The 26,527-nt window shown below is 74.0% G+C and carries 25 protein-coding genes; 17 read left to right on the plus strand and 8 right to left on the minus strand.

Annotation, left to right across the window (positions count from 1 at the left end; translation table 11 throughout):
* Positions 1 to 168: 168 nt before the first annotated feature.
* Positions 169 to 756 (plus strand): aminoacyl-tRNA hydrolase, encoded by a 588-nt coding sequence (pth, locus tag ACZ5OX_RS02485; RefSeq protein WP_465628332.1) that lies wholly within the window; start codon positions 169 to 171, stop codon positions 754 to 756.
* Between the two features lie 161 nt (positions 757 to 917).
* Here the strand turns inward: pth and ACZ5OX_RS02490 are convergent, their stop codons facing one another.
* Positions 918 to 2,450 (minus strand): MFS transporter, encoded by a 1,533-nt coding sequence (locus ACZ5OX_RS02490; RefSeq protein WP_465628334.1) that lies wholly within the window; start codon positions 2,448 to 2,450, stop codon positions 918 to 920.
* Between the two features lie 227 nt (positions 2,451 to 2,677).
* Here ACZ5OX_RS02490 and ACZ5OX_RS02495 point away from each other — a divergent pair, with 227 nt between their 5' ends.
* Complete coding sequence (locus ACZ5OX_RS02495) at positions 2,678 to 3,211, plus strand: MarR family winged helix-turn-helix transcriptional regulator (protein ID WP_465628336.1); 534 nt, start codon at positions 2,678 to 2,680, stop codon at positions 3,209 to 3,211.
* A 43-nt stretch (positions 3,212 to 3,254) separates the two neighbouring features.
* Positions 3,255 to 3,764 carry a GNAT family N-acetyltransferase gene (locus ACZ5OX_RS02500; protein ID WP_465628338.1) on the plus strand — a complete coding sequence of 170 codons (510 nt, stop codon included), beginning with the start codon at positions 3,255 to 3,257 and terminating at the stop codon, positions 3,762 to 3,764.
* A gap of 70 nt (positions 3,765 to 3,834) precedes the next feature.
* On the opposite strand, the gene ACZ5OX_RS02505 is transcribed toward ACZ5OX_RS02500, so the two are convergent.
* Positions 3,835 to 4,344: a methylated-DNA--[protein]-cysteine S-methyltransferase gene (locus ACZ5OX_RS02505; protein WP_465628340.1), complete on the minus strand. Its 510-nt coding sequence runs from the start codon at positions 4,342 to 4,344 to the stop codon at positions 3,835 to 3,837.
* Complete coding sequence (locus tag ACZ5OX_RS02510) at positions 4,341 to 5,981, minus strand: DNA-3-methyladenine glycosylase 2 family protein (RefSeq protein ID WP_465628342.1); 1,641 nt, start codon at positions 5,979 to 5,981, stop codon at positions 4,341 to 4,343. Before ACZ5OX_RS02510 ends, ACZ5OX_RS02505 begins: the two co-directional genes overlap by 4 nt.
* A 343-nt stretch (positions 5,982 to 6,324) precedes the next feature.
* Between ACZ5OX_RS02510 and ACZ5OX_RS02515 the strand changes: the two genes are divergently transcribed.
* Positions 6,325 to 6,783, plus strand: a complete 459-nt coding sequence (locus ACZ5OX_RS02515) for an ASCH domain-containing protein (protein WP_465628344.1) — start codon at positions 6,325 to 6,327, stop codon at positions 6,781 to 6,783.
* Between the two features lie 63 nt (positions 6,784 to 6,846).
* Here the strand turns inward: ACZ5OX_RS02515 and rsgA are convergent, their stop codons facing one another.
* The gene (gene rsgA, locus ACZ5OX_RS02520) at positions 6,847 to 7,986 is read right to left on the minus strand and encodes a ribosome small subunit-dependent GTPase A (protein ID WP_465628346.1); all 1,140 of its coding nucleotides are present in this window, start codon (positions 7,984 to 7,986) and stop codon (positions 6,847 to 6,849) included.
* Positions 7,987 to 8,279: 293 nt separating this feature from the next.
* Positions 8,280 to 9,425, minus strand: a complete 1,146-nt coding sequence (locus tag ACZ5OX_RS02525) for a cytochrome c oxidase assembly protein (protein WP_465628348.1) — start codon at positions 9,423 to 9,425, stop codon at positions 8,280 to 8,282.
* Positions 9,426 to 9,727: 302 nt separating this feature from the next.
* Between ACZ5OX_RS02525 and ACZ5OX_RS02530 the strand changes: the two genes are divergently transcribed.
* Complete coding sequence (locus ACZ5OX_RS02530) at positions 9,728 to 11,242, plus strand: FtsW/RodA/SpoVE family cell cycle protein (protein WP_465628350.1); 1,515 nt, start codon at positions 9,728 to 9,730, stop codon at positions 11,240 to 11,242.
* A gap of 70 nt (positions 11,243 to 11,312) precedes the next feature.
* Here the strand turns inward: ACZ5OX_RS02530 and ACZ5OX_RS02535 are convergent, their stop codons facing one another.
* A complete protein-coding gene (locus tag ACZ5OX_RS02535; protein ID WP_465628352.1) occupies positions 11,313 to 12,719 on the minus strand; it encodes a YihY/virulence factor BrkB family protein in 1,407 nt (468 codons plus the stop codon).
* A gap of 177 nt (positions 12,720 to 12,896) precedes the next feature.
* Between ACZ5OX_RS02535 and ACZ5OX_RS02540 the strand changes: the two genes are divergently transcribed.
* From ACZ5OX_RS02540 to ACZ5OX_RS02595, 12 genes are all read left to right on the plus strand, one after another.
* A complete protein-coding gene (locus tag ACZ5OX_RS02540; protein WP_318264789.1) occupies positions 12,897 to 12,980 on the plus strand; it encodes a putative leader peptide in 84 nt (27 codons plus the stop codon).
* Between the two features lie 199 nt (positions 12,981 to 13,179).
* Positions 13,180 to 14,904 (plus strand): nitrite/sulfite reductase, encoded by a 1,725-nt coding sequence (locus ACZ5OX_RS02545; protein WP_465628354.1) that lies wholly within the window; start codon positions 13,180 to 13,182, stop codon positions 14,902 to 14,904.
* Positions 14,901 to 15,083: a hypothetical protein gene (locus ACZ5OX_RS02550; protein WP_392869085.1), complete on the plus strand. Its 183-nt coding sequence runs from the start codon at positions 14,901 to 14,903 to the stop codon at positions 15,081 to 15,083. Before ACZ5OX_RS02545 ends, ACZ5OX_RS02550 begins: the two co-directional genes overlap by 4 nt.
* Positions 15,064 to 15,765, plus strand: a complete 702-nt coding sequence (locus tag ACZ5OX_RS02555) for a phosphoadenylyl-sulfate reductase (protein WP_465628356.1) — start codon at positions 15,064 to 15,066, stop codon at positions 15,763 to 15,765. The genes ACZ5OX_RS02550 and ACZ5OX_RS02555 overlap by 20 nt, the downstream gene beginning before the upstream one ends.
* Before the next feature lie 60 nt (positions 15,766 to 15,825).
* On the plus strand, positions 15,826 to 16,407 hold the full coding sequence (gene cysC / locus ACZ5OX_RS02560; protein ID WP_449810040.1) for an adenylyl-sulfate kinase: 582 nt from the start codon (positions 15,826 to 15,828) through the stop codon (positions 16,405 to 16,407).
* A complete protein-coding gene (cysD, locus tag ACZ5OX_RS02565) occupies positions 16,404 to 17,342 on the plus strand; it encodes a sulfate adenylyltransferase subunit CysD (RefSeq protein ID WP_465628358.1) in 939 nt (312 codons plus the stop codon). Before cysC ends, cysD begins: the two co-directional genes overlap by 4 nt.
* A gap of 2 nt (positions 17,343 to 17,344) precedes the next feature.
* Positions 17,345 to 18,670, plus strand: coding sequence for a sulfate adenylyltransferase subunit 1 (locus ACZ5OX_RS02570; protein WP_465628359.1), 1,326 nt, complete (start codon positions 17,345 to 17,347; stop codon positions 18,668 to 18,670).
* Between the two features lie 244 nt (positions 18,671 to 18,914).
* Positions 18,915 to 20,123 (plus strand): aliphatic sulfonate ABC transporter substrate-binding protein, encoded by a 1,209-nt coding sequence (locus ACZ5OX_RS02575; RefSeq protein WP_465628360.1) that lies wholly within the window; start codon positions 18,915 to 18,917, stop codon positions 20,121 to 20,123.
* Positions 20,124 to 20,429: 306 nt separating this feature from the next.
* On the plus strand, positions 20,430 to 21,233 hold the full coding sequence (locus ACZ5OX_RS02580; protein ID WP_449789746.1) for an ABC transporter ATP-binding protein: 804 nt from the start codon (positions 20,430 to 20,432) through the stop codon (positions 21,231 to 21,233).
* Positions 21,220 to 22,122, plus strand: coding sequence for an ABC transporter permease (locus ACZ5OX_RS02585; protein ID WP_465628361.1), 903 nt, complete (start codon positions 21,220 to 21,222; stop codon positions 22,120 to 22,122). Before ACZ5OX_RS02580 ends, ACZ5OX_RS02585 begins: the two co-directional genes overlap by 14 nt.
* 10 nt (positions 22,123 to 22,132) lie before the next feature.
* Positions 22,133 to 22,867 (plus strand): sirohydrochlorin chelatase, encoded by a 735-nt coding sequence (locus ACZ5OX_RS02590; protein WP_449789748.1) that lies wholly within the window; start codon positions 22,133 to 22,135, stop codon positions 22,865 to 22,867.
* 230 nt (positions 22,868 to 23,097) lie between these two features.
* Positions 23,098 to 23,487, plus strand: coding sequence for a DUF6463 family protein (locus tag ACZ5OX_RS02595; RefSeq protein WP_465628364.1), 390 nt, complete (start codon positions 23,098 to 23,100; stop codon positions 23,485 to 23,487).
* Positions 23,488 to 23,531: 44 nt separating this feature from the next.
* On the opposite strand, the gene ACZ5OX_RS02600 is transcribed toward ACZ5OX_RS02595, so the two are convergent.
* Both ACZ5OX_RS02600 and ACZ5OX_RS02605 read right to left on the minus strand, forming a co-directional pair.
* Complete coding sequence (locus ACZ5OX_RS02600) at positions 23,532 to 24,353, minus strand: ricin-type beta-trefoil lectin domain protein (protein WP_465628365.1); 822 nt, start codon at positions 24,351 to 24,353, stop codon at positions 23,532 to 23,534.
* Between the two features lie 344 nt (positions 24,354 to 24,697).
* Positions 24,698 to 26,407 (minus strand): DEAD/DEAH box helicase, encoded by a 1,710-nt coding sequence (locus tag ACZ5OX_RS02605; RefSeq protein ID WP_465628366.1) that lies wholly within the window; start codon positions 26,405 to 26,407, stop codon positions 24,698 to 24,700.
* Between the last annotated feature and the right edge of the window lie 120 nt (positions 26,408 to 26,527).

Genomic DNA, 26,527 nt, shown 5'->3' on the forward strand with positions numbered 1-26,527 from the left:
TTTCTCCTCCCCCTCCCCCCCCCCCCTCCCCTCCCCTCCCCCCCCCCCCCCCTCCCCCCCCCCCCCCCCCCCCCCCCCCCCCCCCCCCCCCCCCCCCCCCCCCCCCCCCCCCCCCCCCCCGCTCCGGCCGTCCGCCGTCCTCCCCCACACCCTCCGGAGACTCCCCGCATGACCCCCGACGCCCCCTGGCTGATCGCCGGACTGGGCAACCCCGGCCCGTGGTTCCGGCTCACCCGGCACAACGCGGGCTTCCTCGCCGTGGACCGGCTGGCCGAGCGCCACGGCGCCCGGTTCCGCCGCCGCGGCATCGCCACCCGGGTGGCCGAGATCGACGTCGACGGCCACCGGGTGCTGCTGGCCAAGCCGCTGTGGTCCATCAACCTGTCCGGACGCCCGGTGGCCGCGCTGCTGCGCCGCCACGGCGTCCCGGTCGAGCGGCTCGTGGTGGTGCAGGACGACCTGGACTTCCCGTTCGGCTCCGCCCGGCTCAAGCGCGCCGGCGGACCCGGCGGCCACAACGGCGTGCGCTCGGTCGGCGAGGTGCTCGGCACCCGGGACTTCGTCCGCCTGCGGTTCGGCATCGGCCGTCCGCCGAAGGGCCAGAGCGTCGGGGACTTCGTGCTGAAGAAGTTCTCGGAGGAGGAACTGGCCGCCCTGCCGGGCGAGTTGGACCGCTGCGCGGACGCCCTGGAGAGCCTGGTGCGGCGCGGCCTGAACCGGGCCCAGGACATCCTGAACGCCCGTACGGACGCCTAGGGGCTGGCTCTGCCGGCTCCTCGCGGGGCGCTCCGGCGTGATTCGCGGGGCTCAGGTCGCTGGGCTGGTCCGCGGGGCTCAGGTCGCTGGGCTGGTCCGCGGGGCTCAGGTCGCTGGGCGTGGTCTGCCGGGGCTCAGTTCGTGGGCATGGTCCGCGGGGCTCAGGAGCGGGCGGGCCGGGCGGGCCGGGTGAGCAGCGCGGCGGCGGCCGCGACGGCGGCGAGGACGAAGAGCACCGTCCGCCCACCGGACTCGGCGCCCGCCAGGTGGACACCGAGGACGGAGAGCGCCATGCCGAGCGCCGTGCCGAGGCTGCGGGCCATGTTCACCATGCCGCCGCCGACCGCCGAGCTCTGCGCCGGGATCGCCCGCATCACCAGGGCGTTGTTGGCGGGCAGCAACAGGCCCAGCCCGTAGCCGGCGGCCAGCAGCGGGAGCGCCGACACGTCCGAGGCCGGCAGCAGGGCGAACAGCAGCAGTCCGCCGGCCGCGAGCAGCGCCCCCGCGCGGCACCTGGTCACGTCCGACCAGCCTCGGGGCAGCAGCCCGCCGCCGACCGTCGCGGCGAACGCGAACGCGGCGGGCAGCAGGGTGACCACCAGGCCCGCACGCGCCGTCGACACCCCCGCGCCGGTGAGCAGCACCGGACCCAGCACCAGTGGGCAGAACAGCAGCAGGTAGCCGATCAGCGCCACCACCAGACCGGAACGCACACCCGGGGTGTTGAGCAGTCCGGGCGCCAGGATCGGCCGGGCGGCCCGCCGCTCCTGGCGCACCAGGCCTAGGGCCAGCACGGCGGAGGCGAGCAGCAGGGCGGCCACCGCCCAGCCGGGCAGGGGCAGGCCGGAGGCGGTGGACAGGGCGAGCAGCAGCGAGGTGGTCGCCCCGGTGAGCAGCAGCATGCCGGGCAGGTCGAAGCGGGCGGCGGGCTCTCGGGAATCGCGGGATTCGCCGGCCTTTCGGGTCTCCCGGGTCTCCCGGGCCTCTCGGGTCTCCCGGGGATCGGTCCGGCGGGGGCCAGGCACGATGGTGGGGGCGCCGGTGGGGAGGTGGGCCGGGACGCCGGCCGTCCGGGTGCGGGGCAGCAGGTACCAGCCCGCCAGGATGCCGAACACCGCGATCGGCACGTTGACCCAGAACACCCAGCGCCACGAGGCGTGTTCGACCAGCAGCCCGCCGAGGCTGGGCCCGAGCGCCAGGCCGAGGCCCTGGGCGGAGGCCTGGATGCCGAGCGCGCGCCGCATCGCGTGCCCGGGGACGCCGCGCGCGACCAGGGCGACGCTGTTGGCCTGCATCATCGCGGCGCCGACCGCCTGGACGGCGCGGCAGCCGACCAGCACCCAGAGGCTGCCGGCGAATCCGGCGCCGAGGGAGGAGAGGCCGAAGACCGCGAAGCCGCCGATGTACATCGTCTTGCGGCCGACCCGGTCGGACAGCCAGCCGATCGGGGCCAGCAGGGCGACCAGGACCAGCAGGTAGGCGAGGGCGACCCACTCGACGGCGGCGAAGCCCGCGTCGAAGTGGCGGCCGAGCGCGGGGAAGACCAGGGCGATGACGCTGGCGTCGAGCTGACCGAGGAAGGCGCCGAGGCAGACCGTGCCGACGGCGAGCCAGTGGGCGTGGCGCCAGCCGGCTATACCGCGCGGCCGGGGCCGCTCGGTGAGCAGCCGCGAGGCAAGGGCGGTGGCGTTCATGGGCCGAATATATCGGATACAGACATGTTCGTGCTACGAGCAGATCGCTCTGCGACAGGACCCGTCCCACGATAAGGACGGTGCGGTACGGACAGTGCGGTACGGACGGTGCCGGACGGCGCCCGGCGGACACCTGCCGCGAAGCCCGCAACAGAGCCGACCCGGTGCGCCCACGGGACCCGAACCGGCCGCAGAACCGCCCCGCACCAGGCGATACGCTGTCCGCCATGCCGTCGTCACCACACGTTCCCGACCCCGCCACCGGAAGCCCCGACCCGGCGGTCGAGCACGCCCGACAGCTGACGGACACCGTCACCCGGCTGCGCCGCGCGCTGCGCAGCAGCATCCGCACCGACTACCCGTGGGAGTCCCTGCCGATGGCGCAGGTCGAACTCCTCCAGACGCTGGCCGCCGCCCCGCTGCGGGTCGGCGAGCTGGCCGCGCGGCAGCGTCTCGCCCCCAACACCGTCAGCGGGCTGGTCGGGAAGCTGCTCGACGCCGGGTTCGTGGACCGCCAGGCCGACCCCGGCGACCGCCGGACCGCCCGCATCGCCCTCACCCCGGCCGGACGCCGACAGCTGGACGACTGGCAGCACGCCCACGAGCGCCGGATCGCCGCCGCGCTCGACACCCTCGACCCGGCCGACCGCGCGGCGGTCGTCGACGCCCTGCCCGCGCTGGACCAGCTCGCCCGCGCCCTCGCCCAGCCGGGCGCCGGCCAGCCGGGCGCCGGGGCCGAACAGGCGCCCGCGGCCGGGTGAAAACCGATGGTCGCCGGGACTCGCCCGGCGTTACCGTCCCCGCATGACCACCGCAGAGGTACGGATCGAACCCTGGGCGGACGGCGACCTCGCGTTGCTGCGCCGGATCAACACGCCGGAGATGAAGAAGCACGTCGGCGGGCCGGAGAGCGAGGAGCAACTGCTCGTACGGCACCGGCGCTACCTGGACTTCGTCCCGTCCGGGCTCGGCCGCATGTACCGGATCGTGCTGCTGCCCGAGGGCGAGGCGGTCGGGTCGGTCGGCTACGGCACCCGGACGTGGGAGGGCCGGACCGTCCACGAGATGGGGTGGAACGTGCTGCCCGGCCACCAGGGCCGGGGCATCGCCGTCGCCGCCACCCGCGCGGCGGTCGCGGCCGCCCGCCGCGAGGCAGCCCACCCGCACCTGCACGCGTTCCCGTCGGTGGACAACCCGGCCTCCAACGCGGTCTGCGTGAAGGCCGGGTTCACGCTGCTCGGCGAGACGGACTTCGAGTTCCCGCCCGGGCGGTTCATGCGCAGCAACAACTGGCGGGTGGAGCTGAGGAGTTGAGCGATCCGACTGGACGCTCGGGCTGAACGCTCAAGCTGAGCGCTCCGATTGAGCGCTCGGGCCCCGGTGGTCAGAACAGGGTGCCGCTCTCCAGGTCCAGCAGCCAGCGCTTGCGGTCCACGCCGGCGGCGAAGCCGGTGAGCGCCCCGCTGGCGCCGAGCACCCGGTGGCACGGGCGGACGATCAGCAGCGGGTTGGCGCCCACCGCGCCGCCGACCGCCCGGACCATGCGCGGCTCCTGCCCCGCCAGCACGGCGAGTTCGCCGTAGGTGACGGTCTTGCCGTACGGGATCTCGTCCAGCGCGGCCCAGATCCTGCGGCGGAACTCGGTGCCCTCGGGCGCGAGCGGAAGGTCGAAGCCCGTGCGCTTGCCGGCGAAGTAGTCGGTCAGCTGGGCCACCGGCTCGGCGAGCGCCTCCGGGTCGAGCACCCAGTCGTCGGCGGGCTCGGCCAGCGCGTACTTCTGGCCGGGCGCGGTGACGGTGGCCAGCGCGGCCGGGCCGCCGTCCTCCGGCAGCACCCCGCTGAGCAGCAGCCGACCGAAGGGGCTCTCCATGGTGGTGTAGACGGTGGTGCTCATGCTCGTTCGTTCTCCGTTCCGGTGCTGGTGGCGCTGGTGCTGATGCTGATGCCGCTGCTCGCGGGGGCGGTGCCGGCGGGACCGGTGCCGGCCGGGCCCGTGCCGGCGGGACCGGCCCACAGCCGGTGGACGGCGTAGGACCGCCACGGCGCCCAGGCCTCGGCGGCGCGGGCGGCGGACTTCGGGTCCCCGGCGGCGCCGAGGCGGAGCAGGCCGTGCTTGACGCCCACGTCGCTCGGGAGGAAGACGTCCGGGTCGGCCAGGGCCCGCATCCGCAGGTAGCCGACCGTCCAGGGGCCGATGCCGGGCAGCGCCAGCAGACCGGCCGCGGCATCCTCCCGGTCGACCCCGCTGTCGAGCCGGACCACGCCCTCGGCCAGCGCGGCGCACAGGCCGGTGAGCGCGCGGCGGCGGGCGGCGGGCATCGCGAAGTCCTCGGGGTCGGCAGTGGCCAGGGCCGCCGCGGTCGGGAAGAGCAGGCGCAGACCGCCGCTGGGCTCGGGCAGCGGGGTGCCGTACTTCTCGGCGAGCCGCCCCGCCAGGGTACGGGCGGCGACGACGCTGATCTGCTGGCCGAGGACGGCGCGGACGGCGAGCTCGTGCGGGTCCACGTGGCCGGGCGAGCGCAGACCGGGGCGCTCGCGGACCAGCGGGCCGAGCAGCGGATCCGCGCCGAGCTGTTCGTCGACCGCGAGCGGGTCGGCGTCCAGGTCGAAGAGGATGCGCAGGCGCTGGACGGCGGTCGGCAGGTCGCGCAGGTCGGTCAGCAGCAGGCGGCAGTCGAGCCAGCCGCGGGTGGGCGGCTCGCCCGGCGCCAGGCCATCGACCTCGGCGATGCCGTGGCCGTACGGGAGCGCGAGGGTGCGGCGGTACACGCGCACGCCGGGGCGCGCGCCGGGGACGACCTCCTCCACGCCGGGGACGGCGCGCAGGGCGAGGAAGTCGATCAGGTGCTCGCTGTCGAGCGCACCGCGGTAGGCGAGGCGCAGGGTGAGGCCGCCGGCCGGGGTCGCGCCGCGGCGGCCGGCGGCGACCTCGGCGCGCAGGCCGCTGGGGGTGCGGTCGTAGACCTCGCGCACGGTGTCGTTGAACTGGCGGACGGAGGCGAAGCCGGCCGCGAACGCGACGTCGGTGACGGGCAGTTCGGTGGTCTGGAGGAGCAGGCGGGCGGTCTGCGCGCGGCGGGCTCGGGCCAGCGCGATGGGGCCGGCACCAAGCTCGGCGGTCAGCTGGCGCTGCACCTGGCGGGCGCTGTAGCCGAGGCGGCCGGCCAGGCCGTCGACGCCCTCGCGGTCCACCACGCCGTCGCCGATCAGACGCATCGCGCGGCCGACCAGGTCGGCGCGGTGGTTCCACTCGGGCGAGCCCGGCACGGAGTCGGGGCGGCAGCGCCGGCAGGCGCGGAATCCTGCGCCCTGGGCGGCCGCGGCGCTGGGGTAGAAGACGCAGTTGACGCGCTTGGGAGTCACGGCGGGGCAGCTCGGACGGCAGTAGATGCCGGTGGTGGTGACCGCCGTGAAGAAGACCCCGTCGAAGCGGGAGTCACGGCTGTCCACGGCTCGGTACCGGATGTCGTCGTCGATCACGCTGTCCAGTTTGCGGCACTGGGAGGGGGGTGACTGGCGGAAATCGGACATTGCCGTTGATCGCCACTTCGGGGGGCCCTCCCCCTCCCCCCGCCCCCACCCCTCCCGCCCCACCACCCACCACCCACCACCCGCCACCCGCCACCCGCCACCCGCCACCCGCCACCCGGTGGGGCCATAACCCACGGCTCACGGCTCATGGCGCTCACGGCCCGCAGCCACGGCCCCACGGCTCACGGCCCCGTGGCCCCAGAGCCCACGAGCCCACCACCACTGGCTCTCGGCCCACTGGACCCACCAGCCACCGGCTCCCAGCCGGCTCCCGCGGCCCGGCCGCGGCCGCCGGGCCCGAAATTCGCGCGCCCGTAGGCCGTCCCGCCGCTACCCTCGCGCCATGAGTGAGCAGCAGTCCTACACCGGTCCGGACGACCCGCGCATCGTCGCCCTGCCTCCGGCTGAGTTCGCGTTCCCCGGCCCGCTGCGGGACCAGCTGGTCGCCGCGATCCTCGACGGCGCCAAGACCAGCACCACCGGCCTGGTCGCCGACTACGAGCACGAGGGCGAGCCCCTGCCGCTGCCCGGCGAGTTCGCCGCGGTCCTCGACTCGGACGGCCGCAGGGTCGCCGTGATCGAGACCACGGACGTCCGAGTGGTCCCGCTCGCGGAGGTCGACCTCCAGCACGCCTTGGACGAGGGCGAGGGGTGCACCAGCGTGGCCGAGTGGCGCGCGGCCCACGAGGAGTTCTGGAGCAGCCCGGAGCTGCTCGACGCCCTCGACGACCCGGAGTTCACCGTGGACGACACCACTCCTGTGGTCCTGCAGCGCTTCCGGCTGACGGCCGACCTCCGCTGAGCCGGGCGGGCCCGGCGGAGGCCGGCCGGCGGCCGTTGCGCGGCGGCCGGCCTACGCCGGGGGTCAGCGCTTCACCGAACCTCCCGCAGCTCGCATCGACTTGGTGATCGTCTTCCACTTCTTCAGCCTCGTCTTGGCCACCCGGGCGTCCGAGCGCGAGGCGATCCACTCGTTCTCGCGCTGGAGCTTGAGGTAGCTGTCCATCCGGCGCTGCGGCAGGGTGCCGTCGGCCAGCGCCGCCTGCACCGCGCAGCCGGGCTCGGTGTGGTGGCCGCAGTCGTGGAAGCGGCACTCCTCGGCCAGCTCGGCTATGTCGGCGAAGGCCAGGTCCACGCCCTCGCCACCGTAGAGGCCGACCTCGCGCAGCCCGGGGGTGTCAATCAGCACGCCGCCGCCGGGCAGCGGGATCAGCTCGCGGGTGGTCGTGGTGTGGCGGCCCTTCTGGTCGACCGCGCGGGCCTCCTGGACCGTCATCACGTCGATGCCGACGAGCGCGTTGGTGAGCGTGGACTTGCCGACGCCGGACTGGCCGATCACCGCGGTGGTGCCGGGGGTGCAGGCGCGGAGCACGTCCATGCCCTCGCCGGTTTCGGCGCTCACCACGATCACCGTGACTCCGGGGGCGACCGCCTCGACGTCGGACCGGATGAAGTCGGCGTCGTCGACGAGGTCGGCCTTGGTCAGGACGACCAGCGGGTCGGCGCCGGACTCCCAGGCCAGGGCGAGGAAGCGCTCGATCCGCCCGAGGTCGGGGTCGGTGGCGAGGGAGGAGGCGATCAGCACGGTGTCGACGTTGGCGGCCAGCACCTGGCCGTCGGAGCGCTTGCCGGCCACCTTGCGGATGATCGCGGTGGAGCGCGGCATCAGGGCGGCGACGGAGGCCATCGGCTGGGCGTGCAGGTCGACCGCCGCCCAGTCGCCCGTGCACGGGCAGTTGATCATGTCGGCGTCGCCCACCGGCCGGGTGTCGAACCGGACGGTGCGCAACTCACCCGACTCCGGGTCGGCGATGACGGCGTCGCACTGGCCGCGGTCGACCCGGACGATCCGGGCCGGGAGCAGCCCGGCCTCGCCGAACGGGGTGAACAGCTCTGCGAGCTCGGGCGTCCAGCCGTAGCCGGCCAGCGCGGAGGCGTCAGCGGAGGACGACGGGGAGGAGGAAGAGAGAGAAGAGAACGACGGAACGGAGGCAGCGTTGAACAACGCAGTGGCCCTTCGGGAGGAGATGGTCCCGGCGGGCTACGGCTGGCGTGAAGGGCTCAGCCGGCGGCCGGGGAAAGGAGGTGAACGCGAGTGCTGCCCTGGGCAGCTATCGGGGCGACAACGACCACTGGGGTTCACCTCCTGCTCTCTACTCCTCGGGCGGCCCAATGGCCCCCGAACCGGATGTGTCACACGCTAGCGGGGCGGGGGATTTCGGCCAACGTATTTTTGACCTGCGGAAACGTGGCGAGGGGGGCACCGAGGACGCCTCAGCGGGCCAAAATTGGCCCGCCCTATCCTCTTCCGTACCGGTGCTTGAGGTTCGGGTCGTCCAGCCACCACGGCCGCATCCCCGTCTCCTCTTCCTCCGCCTGCCCCGCCGCCCGTGCCCGCGCGGCCGCCGCCGCGAAGCGGGCGTCGAGTTCGGCGTCCACCGCCTCGGTCTCCTCCCGCCCCTGCACGACCATCCGCCGCACCAGCGCGGCCAGGAACGGCAGCCCGACCAGGTCCCCCAGCACCCAGAACGCGTTGCCGCCCCAGGTCTGGTCCTGTGCCAGGCTCGGCCCCCACGGCCGCCCGAGCGCCAGGTAGTGGTGCTCGGCGACCAGGTGCCCGCCGTAGATCAGTACGATCCCGAGCCCGGCGTCGAAGATCACCTCGGCGAAGGTGATGAACAGCCCGACCAGGTGCGGGTACTCGTGCCCGACCGGGTCGATCTGCAGGCGCGGCCAGAAGTACGCGAGGCCCAGCAGCACCAGCGCCAGGTGCAGCACCGTGTTCCCGAGCCCGCTGGACACCGACCACTCGTACCAGGGCGTGAAGTAGAGCAGCCACGGCGGCGCCATCAGCAGCGCCGTGGAGACCGCCGGGAACATCAGCACCTTGGACGGGCGGCTGCGCAGCGCCCGCAGGAGGCGTTCCCGCCGGGCCGCCGACGCCGACTCGACCAGCAGCGAGACCGGCGCGCCGAGCGCGAGCAGCAGCGGGACGACCATGAGCAGCAGGACGACCTGCACGGCCCGGTCGGTGAAGAGGATCCGGTCGTACACGCCGAGGCCGGAGCAGGTGCACCAGATCCACAGCAGCAGCCCGCCGAGGAACGCCGCGGTACGGGTGGGCTGCCAGCGCCCGCCGCCGGCCCCGGTCCCCGGCCGCCGGCCGACGCGCCGCGCACCGCCGTCCCGGTCTCCGCCGCCCCCCGCGACCGCCCGCTCCCCAGCCAGCCGTTCCCCGGCCGCCCGGCCGACCCTGCGCACCGCCGCCATGTACCAGACGGCGAGCAGCACCGACAGCGTGAGCACCAGCGGCTCCACCGTCCAGGACGTCGCCAGGTCGGACCACCGCCACGGCGGCGGCCCGCTGTAGGCGAGCACCGAAGCGGGGCCGCCCAGCGGGCCACCCGCCAGCCTGCTCGCCGCGCCGTCCACCACTGCGTTCATCCGCCCGCTCACCTCGCTCGTCCCGGCGGCCCCGCCCGGTCGGCGACCCCGGGTCGGCCGCCCCGGCACCGGGGCACCCCGGCGCCCGGCCATGATGTCCCTGCGCGGCCGCCCCGCCGCATCCGGGGCCCGCCTCTATACCCGGGCCTGAACAAGGCTTTACCCGAGCCCAACAAAGCTTTGCCCAGGCAAAGTTCTGCCCTCCCACCGCTTCTTCCGGCAACCGCGGCGAAGACACAAACGTCTGGCAGGATGCGCCGTCGGCGAGACCCGCCACGTGCTCGACAAGGGGATGACAAGAGGTGCGAACGACTGCACGCGGCGACGGCCGCCGCCTCGCGGCGCGCCACCGCAACATCGAACTGGGCCTGCTGGCCCTCGCGGTGGCCGTCTGCCTGGCGGGACACATCGACGCCGACCTGGCGCTCACCGGCCGGATGCCGCCCGGGCTGCTGGTGCACGGCCTGTCGCTGGGCGCGCTGGCCGGGGTGGCCCATCTGGCGGTGCGCCGGTTCGCCCCGTACGCCGATCCGCTGATCCTGCCGCTGGGCGTCTTCCTGACCGGTTTCGGGCTGGTGCTGCTGGACCGGCTGGACTTCAGTTACAAGGCCGCGCACGCCGCGAAGGGCGACTACCAGAAGATCCCGGCCGCACCGTCCCAGCTGATGTGGGTGTTCGTCTCGGTGGCGGTGGCGCTCGCGCTGATCGTCCTCGTCAAGCACCACCGTTTCTTCCAGCGTTACGTCTACCTGCTGATGGCGGGTGCGCTGGTCCTGCTGGCCGCGCCGGTGCTCTCCCCGGGCGACAGCTTCGGCGCCAAGCGCTGGATCCGGCTGTTCGGGCTCTCCTTCGAGCCGGACGAGTTCGTGAAGGTCGCGATCACGATCTTCTTCGCGGGGTACCTGATGGCCTCCCGGGACGCGCTGGCGCTGGCCGGGCGGAAGGTCTGGGGGCTGACCCTGCCGCGCGGACGGCACGCCGGCCCGGTGCTGGCGATCTGGGTGGTCAGCCTGCTGGTGCTGATCTTCGAACGCGACCTGGGCACCTCGCTGATCTTCTTCGGCGTCTTCATCGTGATGCTGTACGTCGCGACCGAGCGCACCAGCTGGGTGGTGCTCGGCCTGCTGATGGCGGTCGGCGGCGCGGCGGTGGTCGGCACCGTGGAGCCGCACGTGCACGGCCGCGTCGAGGCCTGGCTGCACCCGCTCGACTACTACAAGCCGGTGCACGACCAGGCGATCTCCGAGCAGCCCGCCGAGGCGCTGTTCAGCCTGGGCACCGGACACCTGACCGGGACCGGCCTGGGCTCGGGGCGGCCCTGGCTGATCGGCTTCGCCGGGCGCAGCGACTTCATCTTCACCACCATCGGCGAGGAGCTGGGCCTGGCCGGGGTGACCGCGGTGCTGCTGGTCTACGTGCTGCTGATCCAGCGCGGTCTGCGCACCGCGATCGGCCTGACCGACCCGTTCGGCAAGCTGCTGGCGACCGGCCTGTCGGCGGCGCTGGCGCTCCAGGTGTTCGTGGTGGTCGGCGGGGTGAGCGGGCTGGTGCCGCTGACCGGCAAGGCGCTGCCGTTCCTGGCCGCCGGCGGTTCGTCGCTGCTGGCGAACTGGCTGATGCTGGCGCTGCTGATCAAGCTGAGCGACTCCTCCGGTCGCACCGCGCTGGACCCGCCCCGGCCCTCCCCGGAGCCGCTCCCGACCCAGGCCCAGGGCCGTACGGCGGAGGCACTCGCGACCGACCCGTCACCCTACGACCCGTACGACCGGTCAGCCCCGACCCCGCCGGACCGGGCCGCCCCCCGGTCGGCCACCTGACCCACCGACGCGACAGGGCCTCCCCCGCACCCGCGGGAGAGGCCCTGCCCGTCTCCTGTCGTCCGCCCGCCTACCGCTGTTCCCACGGCGGCCGGGGTGGCCGCGGCGGGAACCCCGGCACCGGCCCCGGCTGCGAACCCGCCGCACCAGGCGCACCGGACCCGCCCGGCTGCGAACCCCCCGCACCAGGCGCTCCCGGCTGCGGCCCCGGCACACCCCCCGGCGGCGGCCCCGCCGGCCGGTCGCTGTCCGGCGGCGGCGGTCCGGGCCGGTGGTGCGGCCCGCCGCGGGCGGTGAGCCGCCCGCGCACGTTGTCCGCGGCCAGCACGTCGGCCCACCGCTCGGGGTACTCGGAGGGCGCGTCGACGTCGTCGCCCTCGTCCTCGCCCCACTCCTCCTCGATGCCCTCGGCGAGCCCGAGTTCGCGGGCGCGCCGGGCCCGTTCGACGGCCCGCCGGGCGGCGACCTCGCGGACCACGGCGGCGGCCGCCTCCTCGTGGGCGCGCTCGTTCTCGGCGCGCGCGTCGGCGGTCTCCAGGGTGGGCCAGCGGCGGTCTATCGCGGCGTTCATCGCGGCGCCGATGAGCACCGCGAGCGCCACCACGAAGATCCACAGCAGGACGGCCACCGGCGCCGCCAGCGAGCCGTACACCGAGGGGCCCTCGCCCGAGCGGCCCTCGATCGAGCTGACCAGGTAGACCCGCAGGCCGACGCTGCAGAAGACCAGCACCACCAAGGCGACCAGGGCGCCGGGGATGTCCTCGCGCCACGGGGTCGAGACCGGGACGGCCAGGTGGTAGAGGGTGGTCAGCGAGACGATCAGCAGCACGATCGCGACCGGCCAGTAGAGGGCGCCGACGAGCCCGGCCACCCCCGGCACGGCGTTCTCCACCAGCCCGGGCCCGGCCATGAGCAGCGGCAGCACCAGCGAGCCGATCACCAGGGCGCCGAAGTAGAGGCCGAGCGACATCAGCCGGGTCTTGACGATGCCCCGCTTGCCGTCGAGCCCGTACATGACGGTGATGGTGTCGATGAAGATGTAGAGGGCTCTGGAGCCGGACCACAGGGACAGCAGGAAGCCGATCGAGACGAGGTCGGGCCGGGCGGTGTCGAACACCTGGTTGAGCAGCGGGACCACGACGTCGTTGACGGAGGAGTCCGACAGCACCGTGCCGGAGGCCGAGACGATGTCGTGCTTGAGCCGCTCGATGGTCTCCGCGCCGAGGAACTGGTCGAGGTAGCCGAGGGTGCCGGCCAGGCCGAGCAGCAGCGGCGGGATCGACAGCAGGGTGAAGAAGGCCGCCTCCGCGGCGAGCCCGGTGACCCGGTACTCGACGCAGGTGTTGGTGGTGTCCTTCACCAGGTCCCACGCCGTGCGGTACCAGGTGGCCTGTTTGGCCGCGCGCCGGGAGCCCTTGCCCCGGCGTCGGGAGGGCCGCTCGGCGTTCGGTCTGCTCGTATCGCCTGCTGCTTGCACAGGGTCAACCGTATCGGGCCGGGGCCGCGCGGTTGATCTCCCCGGGGCGGGGACGTGTGGCCGGGCGTCCGGGCGGGGAGCGGCGGGAACATCCGGACGTCCCATATGACGGAACATCAGCGTCCATTATTCGGATGTTAGTGGACCGCGAGTCCCGCGCCGTGCGAATCTCTTGCCATGTCTAGCGCCGGAACCACCTTGGTAGGTCGACTCCACGTCGATCTCCTTCGCGTGTCCAGCGCCATCTGTCCGGTGACCTGAGCCCAACGCCGCCCGCACCACCGCACCCGGCGTCGACCCTCCCCGCCATCTCCGCCGCAGCGGATGTGCAGGAGCCCGCCCGGTCCCGGTCACTGCCCTCAAGGCCTTGAGAAATCCGCAGGTCAGAGCAGCACCGCACGGCCGAGCACGCCCCGCGACCCATTCGGCGCCAGCGCCACCTGCCCCGAAGGACTTCACCATGGCCACCTCCCCCGAGACCGTCGAGCCCACGGCCGACCGCGCCGCCGAGCGCCGCCCCGCAGCGGCCCGCAAGGTGACCCGCCACCGCGGCGAGGGCCAGTGGGGCATGGGCCACCACACCCCCCTTAACGCCAACGAGCAGTTCAAGAAGGATGACGACGGTCTCAATGTGCGGACACGCATTGAGACGATCTACGCGCACCGGGGCTTCGACTCGATCGACCCCGCCGACCTGCGCGGCCGGATGCGCTGGTGGGGGCTCTACACCCAGCGCAAGGAGGGCATCGACGGCGGCAAGACCGCGATCCTGGACCCGCACGAGCTGGACGCCGAGTTCTTCATGCTCCGGGTGCGCATCGACGGGGGCCGGCTGACCGTCCCCCAGCTGCGGGCGATCGCCGAAGTCTCCGAGGAGTACGCCCGCGGCACCGCCGACCTGACCGACCGCCAGAACATCCAGTACCACTGGATCCGGATCGAGGACGTCCCGGCGATCTGGCGGAAGCTGGAGGCCGTCGGCCTGTCCACCACCGAGGCCTGCGGTGACACCCCGCGCGTCATCCTCGGCTCCCCGGTGGCCGGCATCGCCGAGGACGAGATCATCGACGGCACCCCCGCGATCGAGGAGATCCAGCGCCGCTTCATCGGCAACCCGGACTTCTCCAACCTGCCGCGCAAGTTCAAGAGCGCCGTCTCCGGCTCCCCGCTGCTGGACGTCGCGCACGAGATCAACGACGTCTCCTTCGTCGGCGTGGTCCACCCCGAGCACGGGCCCGGCTTCGACCTGTGGGTCGGCGGCGGCCTGTCCACCAACCCCAAGCTGGGCGTGCGGCTGGGCGCGTGGGTCCCGCTGGACGAGGTGCCCGACGTCTACGGCGGCGTCATCGGCATCTTCCGCGACTACGGCTACCGGCGCCTGCGCAACCGAGCCCGGCTGAAGTTCCTGGTCGCCGACTGGGGCGTGGAGCGCTTCCGCCGGGTGCTGGAGGAGGAGTACCTCGGGCGCCCGCTGCTCGACGGCCCCGCCCCCGCCGAGCCCGCCGCCCGCTGGCGCGACCACGTCGGCGTCCACCGGCAGCGGGACGGCCGGTTCTACGTCGGCTTCGCGCCGCGCGTCGGCCGGGTCGACGGCAAACTGCTCGGCCGGATCGCCGACCTCGCCGCCGCCCACGGCAGCGACCGGGTGCGCACCACCGCCGAGCAGAAGATGCTCATCCTCGACATCGCCGAGGAGCACGTCGAGGCCGTGGTGGCCGGCCTGGAGGCGCTCGACCTGCGGGTCACCCCCTCGCCGTTCCGCCGCGGCACCATGGCCTGCACCGGCATCGAGTACTGCAAGCTCGCCATCGTCGAGACCAAGGAGCGCGGCCGCACGCTCATCGACGAGCTGGAGCAGCGCCTGCCGGACTTCGCCGAGCCGCTGACCATCAACATCAACGGCTGCCCGAACGCCTGCGCCCGCATCCAGGTCGCCGACATCGGCCTCAAGGGCCAGCTGGTCACCGACGAGCACGGCGACCAGGTCGAGGGCTACCAGGTGCACCTCGGCGGCGCGCTCGGCCTGGAGGCCGGCTTCGGCCGCAAGGTCCGCGGCCTCAAGGTCACCAGCGCGGGCCTGCCCGACTACGTCGAACGGGTACTGACCCGCTACCAGGCCGACCGCACCGAGGGCGAGCGCTTCGCCCAGTGGGCGGCCCGGGCGACCGAGGAGCAGCTGTCGTGAGTGAACGAGCGGCCCCTTTCTTCTGCCCGTACTGCGGGGACGAGGACCTGCGCCCCTCCGAGGCCGGGCACGGCGCCTGGGAGTGCCACGGCTGCCGCCGCGCCTTCCAGTTGAAGTTCCTCGGCCTGCTGGCACCGACCGACCACGGGGGTACGTCACATGAGCAGCACCGTTCCTGACCACGCGTCGGTCGCGGAGCGGGCCGGCCGCGAGCTGGAGGAGGCGAGCGCGCAGGAGGTCCTCCGGTGGGCCGCGGACACCTTCGGCCCGCGGTTCTGCGTCACCTCCTCGATGGAGGACGCGGTCGTCGCCCACCTGGCGTCCTCGGTGTTCCCCGGGGTGGACGTGGTGTTCCTGGACACCGGCTACCACTTCCCGGAGACCATCGGGACGCGGGACGCGGTGGCCGCGACGATGCCGGTCAACGTCATCACGCTCACCCCGCTGAAGACGGTGGCCGAGCAGGACGCAGAGCTGGGGCCGCACCTGCACGACCGCGACCCGGACCTGTGCTGCTCGCTGCGCAAGGTCGAGCCGCTCGACCGGGGCCTGGCCGGCTACGACGCCTGGGCGACCGGGCTGCGCCGCGATGAGTCGCCGACCCGGGCGAACACCCCGGTGGTGTCCTGGGACCCGAAGCGCCGCAAGGTCAAGATCGCGCCGATCGCCCGCTGGACCCAGGAGGACGTGGACGCCTACGTCGCCGCCAACGGCGTGCTGCTCAACCCGCTGCTGTGGGAGGGTTACACCTCGATCGGCTGCTCCCCGCTGTCCTGCACCCGCAAGCCCGGCGAGGGCGAGGACGCCCGGGCCGGCCGCTGGTCCGGCTCCGGCAAGACCGAGTGCGGCATCCACCTCTGACGAACCCGCCGGACGAACCGTCAACCACTGCGTAAGGAAGAACCCGTGACAGCTCACACCCTGGCCGCCGACGGAGCCGCAGAGGCGGCCCCCACGGCCGCACCCTGCGAGCGCGGCGCCACCGTGTGGCTGACCGGGCTGCCCAGCGCGGGCAAGACCACCCTCGCGTTCGCCCTCGCCGAGCGGCTGCGCGCCGAGGGGCACCGGGTCGAGGTCCTGGACGGCGACGAGATCCGCGAGTTCCTCTCCAAGGGCCTGGGCTTCTCCCGCGAGGACCGCCACACCAACGTCACCCGGATCGGCTTCGTCGCCGAGAAGCTGGCGGCGAACGGCGTCAAGGTGCTGGCCCCGGTGATCGCCCCGTTCGCGGACTCCCGCGCCGCGGTGCGCGAGCGCCACGCCGCGAACGGCACCGAGTTCCTGGAGGTGCACGTCGCCACCCCCGTCGAGCTGTGCGCCGAACGCGACGTCAAGGGCCTGTACGCGAAGCAGGCCGCCGGGGAGATCTCCGGCCTCACCGGGGTGGACGACCCGTACGAGGCGCCGCGGGACCCCGAGCTGCGCCTGCAGACCCGGGGCCGCGAGGTGGCCGAGTCCGCCGCCGAGCTGTACGTCTTCCTGACCGAGAGGGGCCTGGCATGACCACCGCGACGGACAGCCCGGTCCGGACCGACGACGCCCCGTTCGCGCTGTCCCACCTGGACGCGCTGGAAGCCGAGTCGGTGCACGTCTTCCGCGAGGTCGCGGGGGAGTTCGAGCGCCCGGTGATCCTCTTCTCCGGCGGCAAGGACTCCATCGTCATGCTGCACCTGGCGCTCAAGGCCTTCCACCCCGCCGCCATCCCGTTCTCCCTGCTGCACGTCGACACGGGGCACAACTTCCCCGAGGTGATCGCCTACCGCGACCGCGTCACCGCTCGCCACAACCTGCGCCTGCACGTCGCCCACGTCCAGGACTTCATCGACCGCGGCGTCCTGCGCGAGCGCCCCGACGGCACCCGCAACCCGCTGCAGACCGTGCCGCTGCTGGACGCCATCGAGCAGAACCGCTTCGACGCCGTCTTCGGCGGCGGGCGCCGCGACGAGGAGAAGGCCCGCGCCAAGGAGCGCGTCTTCTCGCTGCGCGACGAGTTCGGCGCCTGGGACCCGCGCCGCCAGCGCCCCGAACTGTGGTCGCTGTACAACGGCCGGCACGCCGTCGGCGAGCACGTGCGCGTCTTCCCGCTGTCCAACTGGACCGAACTCGACGTCTGGCAGTACATCGAGCGCGAGGGCATCGAGCTGCCGGAGATCTACTACGCCCACGAGCGCGAGGTCTTCGCCCGCAGTGGCATGTGGCTCACCGCCGGCGACTGGGGCGGCCCCAAGGACCACGAGCCGGTCGAGCGGCGGCTGATCCGCTACCGCACCGTCGGCGACATGTCCTGCACCGGCGCCGTCGACTCCGACGCCACCACCATCGAGGCCGTCATCGCCGAGATCGCCGCCAGCCGCCTCACCGAGCGCGGCGCGACCCGCGCCGACGACAAGCTCTCCGAGGCCGCGATGGAAGACCGCAAGCGCGAGGGGTACTTCTAACCATGACCAGCACCGCCACCCAGCACACCGCCGCCACCTCGCTGCTGCGCTTCGCCACCGCCGGCTCCGTCGACGACGGCAAGTCCACCCTCGTCGGCCGCCTGCTGCACGACTCCAAGTCCGTCCTCGCCGACCAGCTGGAGGCCGTCGAGCACGCCTCCCGCAGCCGCGGCCAGGAGGCGCCCGACCTCGCGCTGCTCACCGACGGCCTGCGCGCCGAACGCGAGCAGGGCATCACCATCGACGTGGCCTACCGCTACTTCGCCACGCCCCGGCGGCGGTTCATCCTCGCCGACACCCCCGGCCACGTGCAGTACACCCGCAACATGGTCACCGGCGCCTCCACCGCCGAACTCGCCGTCGTCCTCGTCGACGCCCGCAACGGCGTCGTCGAGCAGACCCGCCGGCACGCCGCCGTCGCCGCGCTGCTGCGCGTGCCGCACGTCGTCCTCGCCGTCAACAAGATGGACCTGGTCGACTACGCCGAGCCGGTCTTCGCCGCCATCGCCGCCGAGTTCACCGCCTACGCGGCCTCCCTCGGCGTCAAGGACGTGCTGGCCGTCCCGATCTCGGCGCTGGCCGGCGACAACGTGGTCGAGCCGTCCGCGCACATGGACTGGTACGGCGGCCCGACCCTGCTGGAGCACCTGGAGACGGTGCCGGTCGGCAGCGACCCGGGCGCCGAACCCGCCCGCTTCCCCGTCCAGTACGTCATCCGCCCGCAGACCGAGGAGCACCCCGACTACCGCGGCTACGCCGGCCAACTCGCCTCCGGCGTCCTGCGGGTGGGCGACACCGTCACGGTCCTGCCCTCCGGCCACACCACCACCGTGGCCGGGATCGACGCGCTCGGCCGGGAGACGGACCTCGCGTGGGCCCCGCAGTCGGTGACCGTCCGCCTCGCCGACGACATCGACATCTCCCGCGGCGACCTCATCGCGGCCGGCCCCGCGCCCGTCCCCACCAAGGACATCGAGGCCACCGTCAGCCACCTCAACGAGCGTCCGCTGCGCGCCGGCGACAAGGTCCTGCTCAAGCACACCACCCGCACGGTGCGGGCACTGGTCAAGGAGATCAGCTACCGGATCGACATCGACACCTTGCAGCAGCGCTCCGGCACCGACGGGCTGGACGTCAACGACATCGGCCACATCGTGCTGCGCACCGCCGAGCCGCTGGCCCTCGACAGCTACACCGACAACCGCCGCACCGGATCGTTCCTGCTCATCGACCCGGCCGACGGCACCACCCTCACCGCCGGCATGGCGGGCGAGGCCTTCGACACCGCACCCACCACCGGCACACCCGACGAGGAGGACTGGGTCTGATGCCCAGCGAGGCGTTCTCGGGCATGGACAAGGAAGGCGGCCGCATCGGCAGCGGCGTCCTCGGCAGCGGCCAGGGCGGCCTGACCCGATGTGCGGGCCGACAGGGCTGAGTTCGCCCTGTCACCGGGCTGCCCTCCCCCACGGCCGCCCGGCCTGCCCCGGCACACCGCTGCCGCGCGCACCACCTTCCGCACCTTCCGCCCGAGACCGCCTCCTGACGGTCCGTCCGCGAACAGGACTCACCATGGCACCGAACCCGGCACCCTCGCACGGCACGCCCCCGCACAGCCCGTCCGCCCACGGCCCGTCCGCCCATAGCCGCCCCCGCCCCCGCGCCGGGCGGATCAGACGGCCCGCCGCCGCGGCCGCGGCCGGCCTGACCGCGGTGGCCCTGCTGTCCGCCTGCGGCTACGGCTCGCAGGCCGACGGCAAGTCCTCCGACACCAAGGCCGGCACCGCGGCCACCGCCGGGGATTCCGGCGCGAAGCTGTCCGCGGACACGGTGAGGATCGGCTACTTCGCCAACCTCACCCACGGCACCCCGCTGGTCGGCCTCCAGGAAGGCATATTCCAGAAGGAGCTCGGCTCCACCCAGGTCAAGACCCAGGTCTTCAACGCCGGACCCGCCGAGATCGAGGCCCTGAACGCCGGCTCCATCGACATCGGCTGGATCGGCCCCTCCCCCGCGATCAACGGCTACACCAAGTCCGACGGCAAGTCCCTGAAGATCATCGGCGGTTCCGCCTCCGGCGGCGTCAAGCTGGTCGCCAACCCGGACCGGATCGCCTCCCTGGACGACCTCAGGGGCAAGAAGATCGCCACGCCCCAGCTCGGCAACACCCAGGACGTCGCCCTGCTCAACTACCTCGCGGGCAAGGGCTACAAGGTCGACGCGGCCTCCGGCGCCGGTGACGTCTCGGTGGTGCGCACCGACAACAAGGTCACCCCCGACGCCTACAAGTCCGGCTCCATCGACGGCGCCTGGGTGCCCGAGCCCACCGCCTCCAAGCTGGTCACGCTCGGCGCGAAGGTCCTGCTCAACGAGAAGGACGTCTGGCCGGACAAGCAGTTCGTGATCACCAACATCATCGTCTCGCAGAAGTTCCTCAAGGAGCACCCGGACGTGGTGGAGGCCGTGCTGCGCGGCTCGGTGAAGACCAACGCCTTCATCAAGGCCGACTCCGACAAGGCCAAGGCCGACGCCAACGAGGCGATCAGGAAGGAGGCCGGCAACGCCCTGGAGCCCGCCGTCCTCGACCCGGCCTGGGCCGACATCGACTTCCTGGACGACCCGCTGGCGAACACCCTCCAGGCCGAGGCCGACCACGCCGTCACCGCCGGGCTCCTGAAGAAGCCCAACCTGAACGGCATCTACGACCTCACCCTGCTGAACAAGGTGCTCGCCGCCCAGGGCCGGCCGGCCGTCGCGGACGCCGGACTCGGCGCCAAGTAGCTTATGCGGCACGGCTGTTCGCCCCAGCGCCGCCGTTCACCGCGGCACCGCCGTTCGTCCCGGCACCGCCTTTCGTCCCGGCGCCGCCTTTCGTCCCGGCACCGCCTTTCGTCCCGGCGCCGCCTTTCGTCCCGGCACCGCCTTTCGTCCCGGCGCCGCCGCCCGTCCCGACTCCGCGGTCCGGCCCCCGCCCGCCCGGTCGATCCCCGATCGATGCCCACCGGGACGGGCGGGGCCCGGGCCCCGGCCCAGACCTCTCCCTCCCGCCCGGAGGACCCCATGACCACTCACGCAGGAGGTGCCCGGATGACTCCGGCACTGACCACCTCGGCGGACGCCCCCGGCGCCGACGCCCCCGGCGGCGCGCCCGCCGTCCGGATCTCGCACGTGCACAAGTCCTTCGGCCGCCCCGGCGCCCGGACCCACGTCCTGGACGACATCACCCTCGACGTCGCCCCCGGCGAGTTCGTCACCCTGCTCGGCGCCTCCGGCTGCGGAAAGTCCACCCTGCTCAACCTGGTCGCCGGCCTCGACCGGCCCAGCGCCGGCACCATCGAGGTGCCCGGCGGCCGCCCCGCGCTGATGTTCCAGGAACACGCCCTGTTCCCCTGGCTCACCGCCGGCCGGAACATCGAACTCGCCCTCAAGCTGGCCGGCGTCCCCCGCCCCGAGCGCCGCACCGAGGCCGAACGCCTCCTCGAACTCGTCCGCCTCGCCGGCGCGTACGGCAAGCGCGTGCACGAGCTGTCCGGCGGCATGCGCCAGCGCGTCGCCATGGCCCGCGCCCTCGCCCAGGGCAGCCAGGTGCTGCTCATGGACGAGCCCTTCGCCGCCCTCGACGCCATCACCCGCGACGTCCTCCACGACGAGATCACCCGCATCTGGGCCGAACGGCAGCTGTCCGTCCTCTTCGTCACCCACAACGTCCGCGAGGCCGTCCGCCTCGCCCAGCGGGTCGTCCTGCTCTCCTCCCGCCCCGGCCGGGTCGCCCGCGAGTGGCACATCGACCTGCCGCAGCCGCGCCGCATCGAGTCCGCCGGCGTCGCCGACCTGTCCATCGAGATCACCGAAGAACTGCGTGGGGAGATCCGCCGCCATGGCCAGCACTGACACCACGCTCGCCAAGCCCACCGGGAGCGCGAGCGACACCGCCGACGTCGGCGCGGGCCTCGACGCCCTCGACGCCGTCACCACCCAGCGCGGATCCCTCGGCGAGGCGCTGCGCGGCAAGGCCCTGCCGCCGCTGATCGGCGTCCTCGTGGTGCTCGCGCTGTGGCAGGGGGCGTACAGCCTGCAGCTCACGTCCTCCTACAAGCTGCCCAGCCCGGCGGACGTGTGGCGCTCCGCCCAGGACCTCTGGTACCAGGGCACCCTGTTCTCGATCATCTGGACCAGCGTCTGGCGGGGCCTGTCCGGCTTCCTGCTCGCCGTGGTCATCGGCACCCCGATCGGGCTGGTCGTCGCCCGGGTCCGGCCGGTGCGCACCGCGATCGGGCCGGTCCTGCAGGGCCTGCAGTCGCTGCCCTCGGTGGCCTGGGTGCCCGCGGCCGTCATCTGGCTCGGCATCAACGACTCGATGATGTACGCGGTGATCCTGCTGGGTGCCGTCCCGTCGATCGCCAACGGGCTGGTGGCCGGCATCGACCAGGTGCCGCCGCTGTTCCTGCGGGCCGGACGCACCCTCGGCGCCACCGGCCTCACCGGGGCGCGCCACGTCCTCATCCCCGCGGCCCTGCCCGGCTACCTGGCCGGCCTCAAGCAGGGATGGGCGTTCTCCTGGCGCTCCCTGATGGCCGCCGAACTCGTCGCGTCCTCGCCCGACCTGGGCCGGGGACTCGGCCGCTTCCTGGAGGACCAGCGAGAGTTCTCCGACATGTCGGGCGTCCTGCTCGGCATCATCCTCATCCTCTTCGTCGGCATCGCCATCGAGCTGCTGGTGTTCACCCCGGTCGAGCGCCGGGTGCTGCGCAACCGCGGACTGCTGGCCGCGAGCAAGTGAGGCACCGCTGATGCCCGCCCTCCTCCTGATCGCCCACGGCAGCCGCGACCCGCGCCACGCCGCGACGGTGGCCGCGCTCGTGGAGGAGGTGCGGGCACGGCGGCCCGACGTCGAGGTCGCCACCGCGTACCTGGACCACTGCGCGCCACGGATCCCGCAGGTGGTGGGACGGCTGGCGGACGCGGTGGCGGTGCCGCTGCTGCTGAACCGGGCGTTCCACGCCAAGCACGACATCCCGGCCGCGCTGCGTGCCGCCGGCTCCCGGCTGCCGGTCGCGGACGTCCTCGGCCCCTCGCCGCTGCTGCTCGCGGCCCTGGACCGGCGGCTGGCCGAGGCCGGTCTGGCGGTCGGCTCGCCGGCGGTGCGGGCCCGTACCGGGGTCGTGCTGGCGGCAGCCGGCTCCTCCGATCCGGCCGCCGACGCGGCGACCCGCGCGGTCGCCGCCGAGTGGCGGCGCACCCGCGGCTGGGCCGGCGTCGAGGTCGCCTACGCCTCCGCGGCGGGCCCGCGCGTCCCCGACGCGCTCGCCGCCCTGCGCGCCGGCGGCGCCGGGCGCACCGCCGTCGCCCCGTACCTGCTGGCACCCGGGCTGCTGCCGGACCGCATCGCGGCCGCCGCCGGGGCCGCCGGGGCGGACGTCCTGGCCGGCGTCCTCGGCGCGTGCCCCGAGGTGGCCGCACTGCTCCTGGAACGCCACGCCCAGGCCCTGCGGACGGCGCAGGCCGCCCCGGCCCTCACCGCCTGAGCCTCACGAGGCCTTGCGGTGCTGGTACTCGGCGACCGCCGCGGTGATCACGCTGAGCGGCACCGGCTCGTCGGCGTCCGCGATGGCGGCCTCGATCCACTCCCGCATGATCGCCGTCCGTGACGGCGCGCGGGGGCTCGCGGGGGCGCGGGCGGCGCGGCGGGCCCTGGGGCGGCGGCCGTAGCATACGGCGGGGTACGGAGCATTCGGTGCGGCGCGGGGAGGGCATCATGACCAGGGGCCTGGCCCGCTGGATACCGGGGCTGGTCATCGGCACGGCGGTGCTGCACCTGCTGTTCGGCCTGTGGCGGCCCTACGCGTGGGGGGCGATCGTGCGGGACGGGGTGCTGGCCGCGGTGGTCGAGCCCGGTGCGGCCGGGCGCGCGTCCCCCGCTGCCGCGGTCGGGTTCACGCTGGGCGGGGCGGCCGTGGTGGTGCTCGGCCTGCTGGCCCGCCGCAGCCTCCGGGCCACCGGTGAACTGCCCGCCCTGATCGGCTGGTCGCTGATCGCGGTCGGCCTGCCGGTGTGCGTCGTCTGCTTTCCCGGCAACGGCGGCTGGATGCTGCTGGTGATCGGTGTGCTGGCCCTGGTGGCGGCCCGGAAACCGGGCCGCCACTGAGTCCGTCCAGCCGGGCGACGGAACGTACGGGCCTACCGGGATCGTCAGACCGGGAGGTTCCACTTCTGGTTGTCGGCGCCGTTGCAGTCCCAGATGCCCAGCTGGTTGCCGTTGGCGGTGGAGAAGCCGAGGTCGTCCAGGCAGCGGCCGGACTGCGGGTTGAGCAGCGAACCGTCACCGCGGGCCTGCCACTGCTGGGCGCCGGTGCCGTTGCAGTCGTAGATCTGCACCAGGGTGGCGTTGCCGGTGTTGCCACCGGAGACGTCCAGGCACTTGCCGAAGGCACGGATGGTGCCGTCGGTGCCGATCTTCCACTGCTGGTTGGCGTTGCCGAGGCAGTCCCAGATCTGGACCGGGGTGCCGTTGGAGTTGATGCCGCCGCGCACGTCCACGCACTTGCTCGCGTAGCCGGAGATCTGGCCGGTCGGGCCCGCCGGGACGGCGGGGCCGGAGACGATCCAGCCGGAGGTCGGCATCGCCGGCCACATGCACATCGCGGTGGCGGTGCCGTTGCCGGCGGCCCAGGCACCGTACGCCGCCGAGAAGACGGGGAACCCGTTGGCGCCGATGCTCTGGCAGCTGCCGGCGACGCGCCAGGTCTGGTTCGGGTCCATGCCCGAGCAGGTGCCGACGAAGCCGGTGCCGCTTCTGCCGACGGAACAGCTCGCGGCGGCCAGGGCGTCGGCGCCCGCCGCGGTCTGCGAACTCTGCGAGCTCTGAGAACTCTGGGAGCTCTGGGAGCTCTGGGAGCTCTGGGAGCTCTGGGAGCTCTGAGTGGCCCGCTCGGCGGCGTCGGCGGCCGGCGCGGTGAGTGCGGCGGCTCCGGTCAGCAGGGCGGTGGCGAACACGGCTGCGATACGGCGCATGGAAGGTCCTTCCGGGTCGTGGGATCACGTCGACCCACCGTCGGCGCGACCGTGGTGACGGTGCGTCGGATGTGTGGGCCGCGTGAAAGACTCGGGGGTGCGCGGTCGGCCGTCAACCGGCAGGTCACCGGCAGCTGCCGGGCATGGGCGCCCTGATCAGGGCCGTCGCTCCGAGCGGCAGTTTCGCCGGGCCTGCTCGACTCCCCGGCACCGGACAACCGAACGGGCCCGGAGAGCCGAACGGGCCCCCGCAGAACCGAGACGGGCCCGGAAAGCCGGACAGGCCCCGCACGCCCCCTGTCGTGGGGAGGTGCGGGGCCCGTTCGGTGCGGGTCGGACGGCCGTCAGTCGGCCTTGCGGCGCTGGCGGCCGGTGCCGTAGTTGGAGCCGGACTTGGAGCCGCTGCCGGGCTTGGCGCGGCCCGAGGAGCGGCCGATGAAGCCGGCCGCCTGCGGGCGCTCGCCCTGGGCGGCGCCGCCCATGCGCTGCTTGGGGCGGGGGCGGCGCGGGTTGCCGTTCATGTCGACGTCGGTGGGCAGCCCGGAGCGCTTGCCGGAGCGGCGGCGCGGGGAGCCGGACTTGGCCCCGGCGGGCTTGTCGGCGCCGGCCTGGGCCGCGGCGCCGGAGGCGGCCTGGTCCGCGGCGCCGGAGGCGGCCTGGTCCGCGGGGACCGGCACGGCCAGCGTCACCGGGACGCCGCTGGGCGTGCGGGCGCCGGTGATCCGGGCCAGGTCGGCGTCGCCCGGGCGGATCTTGGTGATGGTCGGGCGGATGCCGGCCACCGTCATCAGCCGGTTGACCTCGCGGCGCTGCTCGGGCAGCACCAGGGTGACGACCGTCCCGGACTCGCCGGCACGGGCGGTGCGGCCGCCGCGGTGCAGGTAGTCCTTGTGGTCGACCGGCGGGTCGACGTTGACGACCAGGTCCAGGCCGTCGATGTGGATGCCGCGGGCGGCGACGTTGGTGGCGATCAGCGCGGTGACGTGGCTGTCCCGGAACTGGTCGAGGACCCGGTTGCGCTGCGGCTGGGACTTGCCGCCGTGCAGGGCGGCGGCCTTCACGCCGTTGGCGAGCAGCTGCTTGGCCAGCCGGTCGGCGCCGTGCTTGGTGTGCACGAACATGATGACGCGGCCGTCGCGGGAGGCGATGTGCGCGGTGGCGGAGGCCTTGTCGGCGGGCTCCAGCTGGAGGACGTGGTGGTCCATCGTGGTGACCGCGCCGGCCGAGGGGTCGACGGAGTGGGTGACCGGGTCGGTCAGGAAGCGCTTGACCAGCCGGTCGACGTTGCGGTCCAGGGTGGCGGAGAACAGCATCCGCTGCCCGCCCTCGGCGACCTGCTCCAGGAGCTTGCTGACCTGCGGCAGGAAGCCCATGTCGGCCATCTGGTCGGCCTCGTCGAGGACCGTGATCTCGACGTCGGAGAGCTTGACGTCACCGCGCCCGATCAGGTCGTCGAGCCGGCCGGGGGTGGCCACCAGCACCTCGGTGCCGCGGCGCACCGCGTTGGACTGCCGCCCGATCGACATGCCGCCGACGACGGTGGTGATCCGCAGGTTGACGGCGGTGGCGTACGGGGTGAGCGCCTCGGTGACCTGCTGGGCCAGCTCGCGGGTGGGCACCAGGACGAGCGCCAGCGGGTGCCGGGGGTCGGCGCGGCGCCCGGCGGTACGGGCGAGCAGCGGCAGGCCGAAGGCCAGGGTCTTGCCGGAGCCGGTGCGGCCGCGGCCGAGCACGTCGCGCCCGGCGATCGAGTCGGGCAGCGTGGCGGCCTGGATCGGGAAGGGCTCGGTGACGCCCTGGCGGGTGAGCGCGGAGAGGATCGCCTTGGGCAGTTCCAGCTCGGCGAAGGACGCCGCCGGGGGCCGGGCCGGGGTGCCCTGGACCACGGTGAAGTCGGCGGCCTCGGGGGTGGCGGCGGGGCGGTTCTGCCGGGGGGCGCCGGCGCGGCTGCGCGGCTTGCGCCGGCCGTCGCCGGAGGCGGTGCCGGCGGTGCGGCGGGCCTGGTCGGAGTTGCGGGGGCCGCGGTCGCGCGGCGGGCGGGCAGGGTTGGTCACGGGATCTCCGTCCGTCGGTCTACAGCCCGGTCGGCGGGCTGGGTCGGCCGTCGGAAGGGAAAGTGCGCCGCCCCGGCCGTACGGCGGCATGAGCGGGGGCCCGCACCATGGGTGCGGGCC

It is taken from the genome of Kitasatospora sp. NPDC032121, assembly GCF_055580145.1.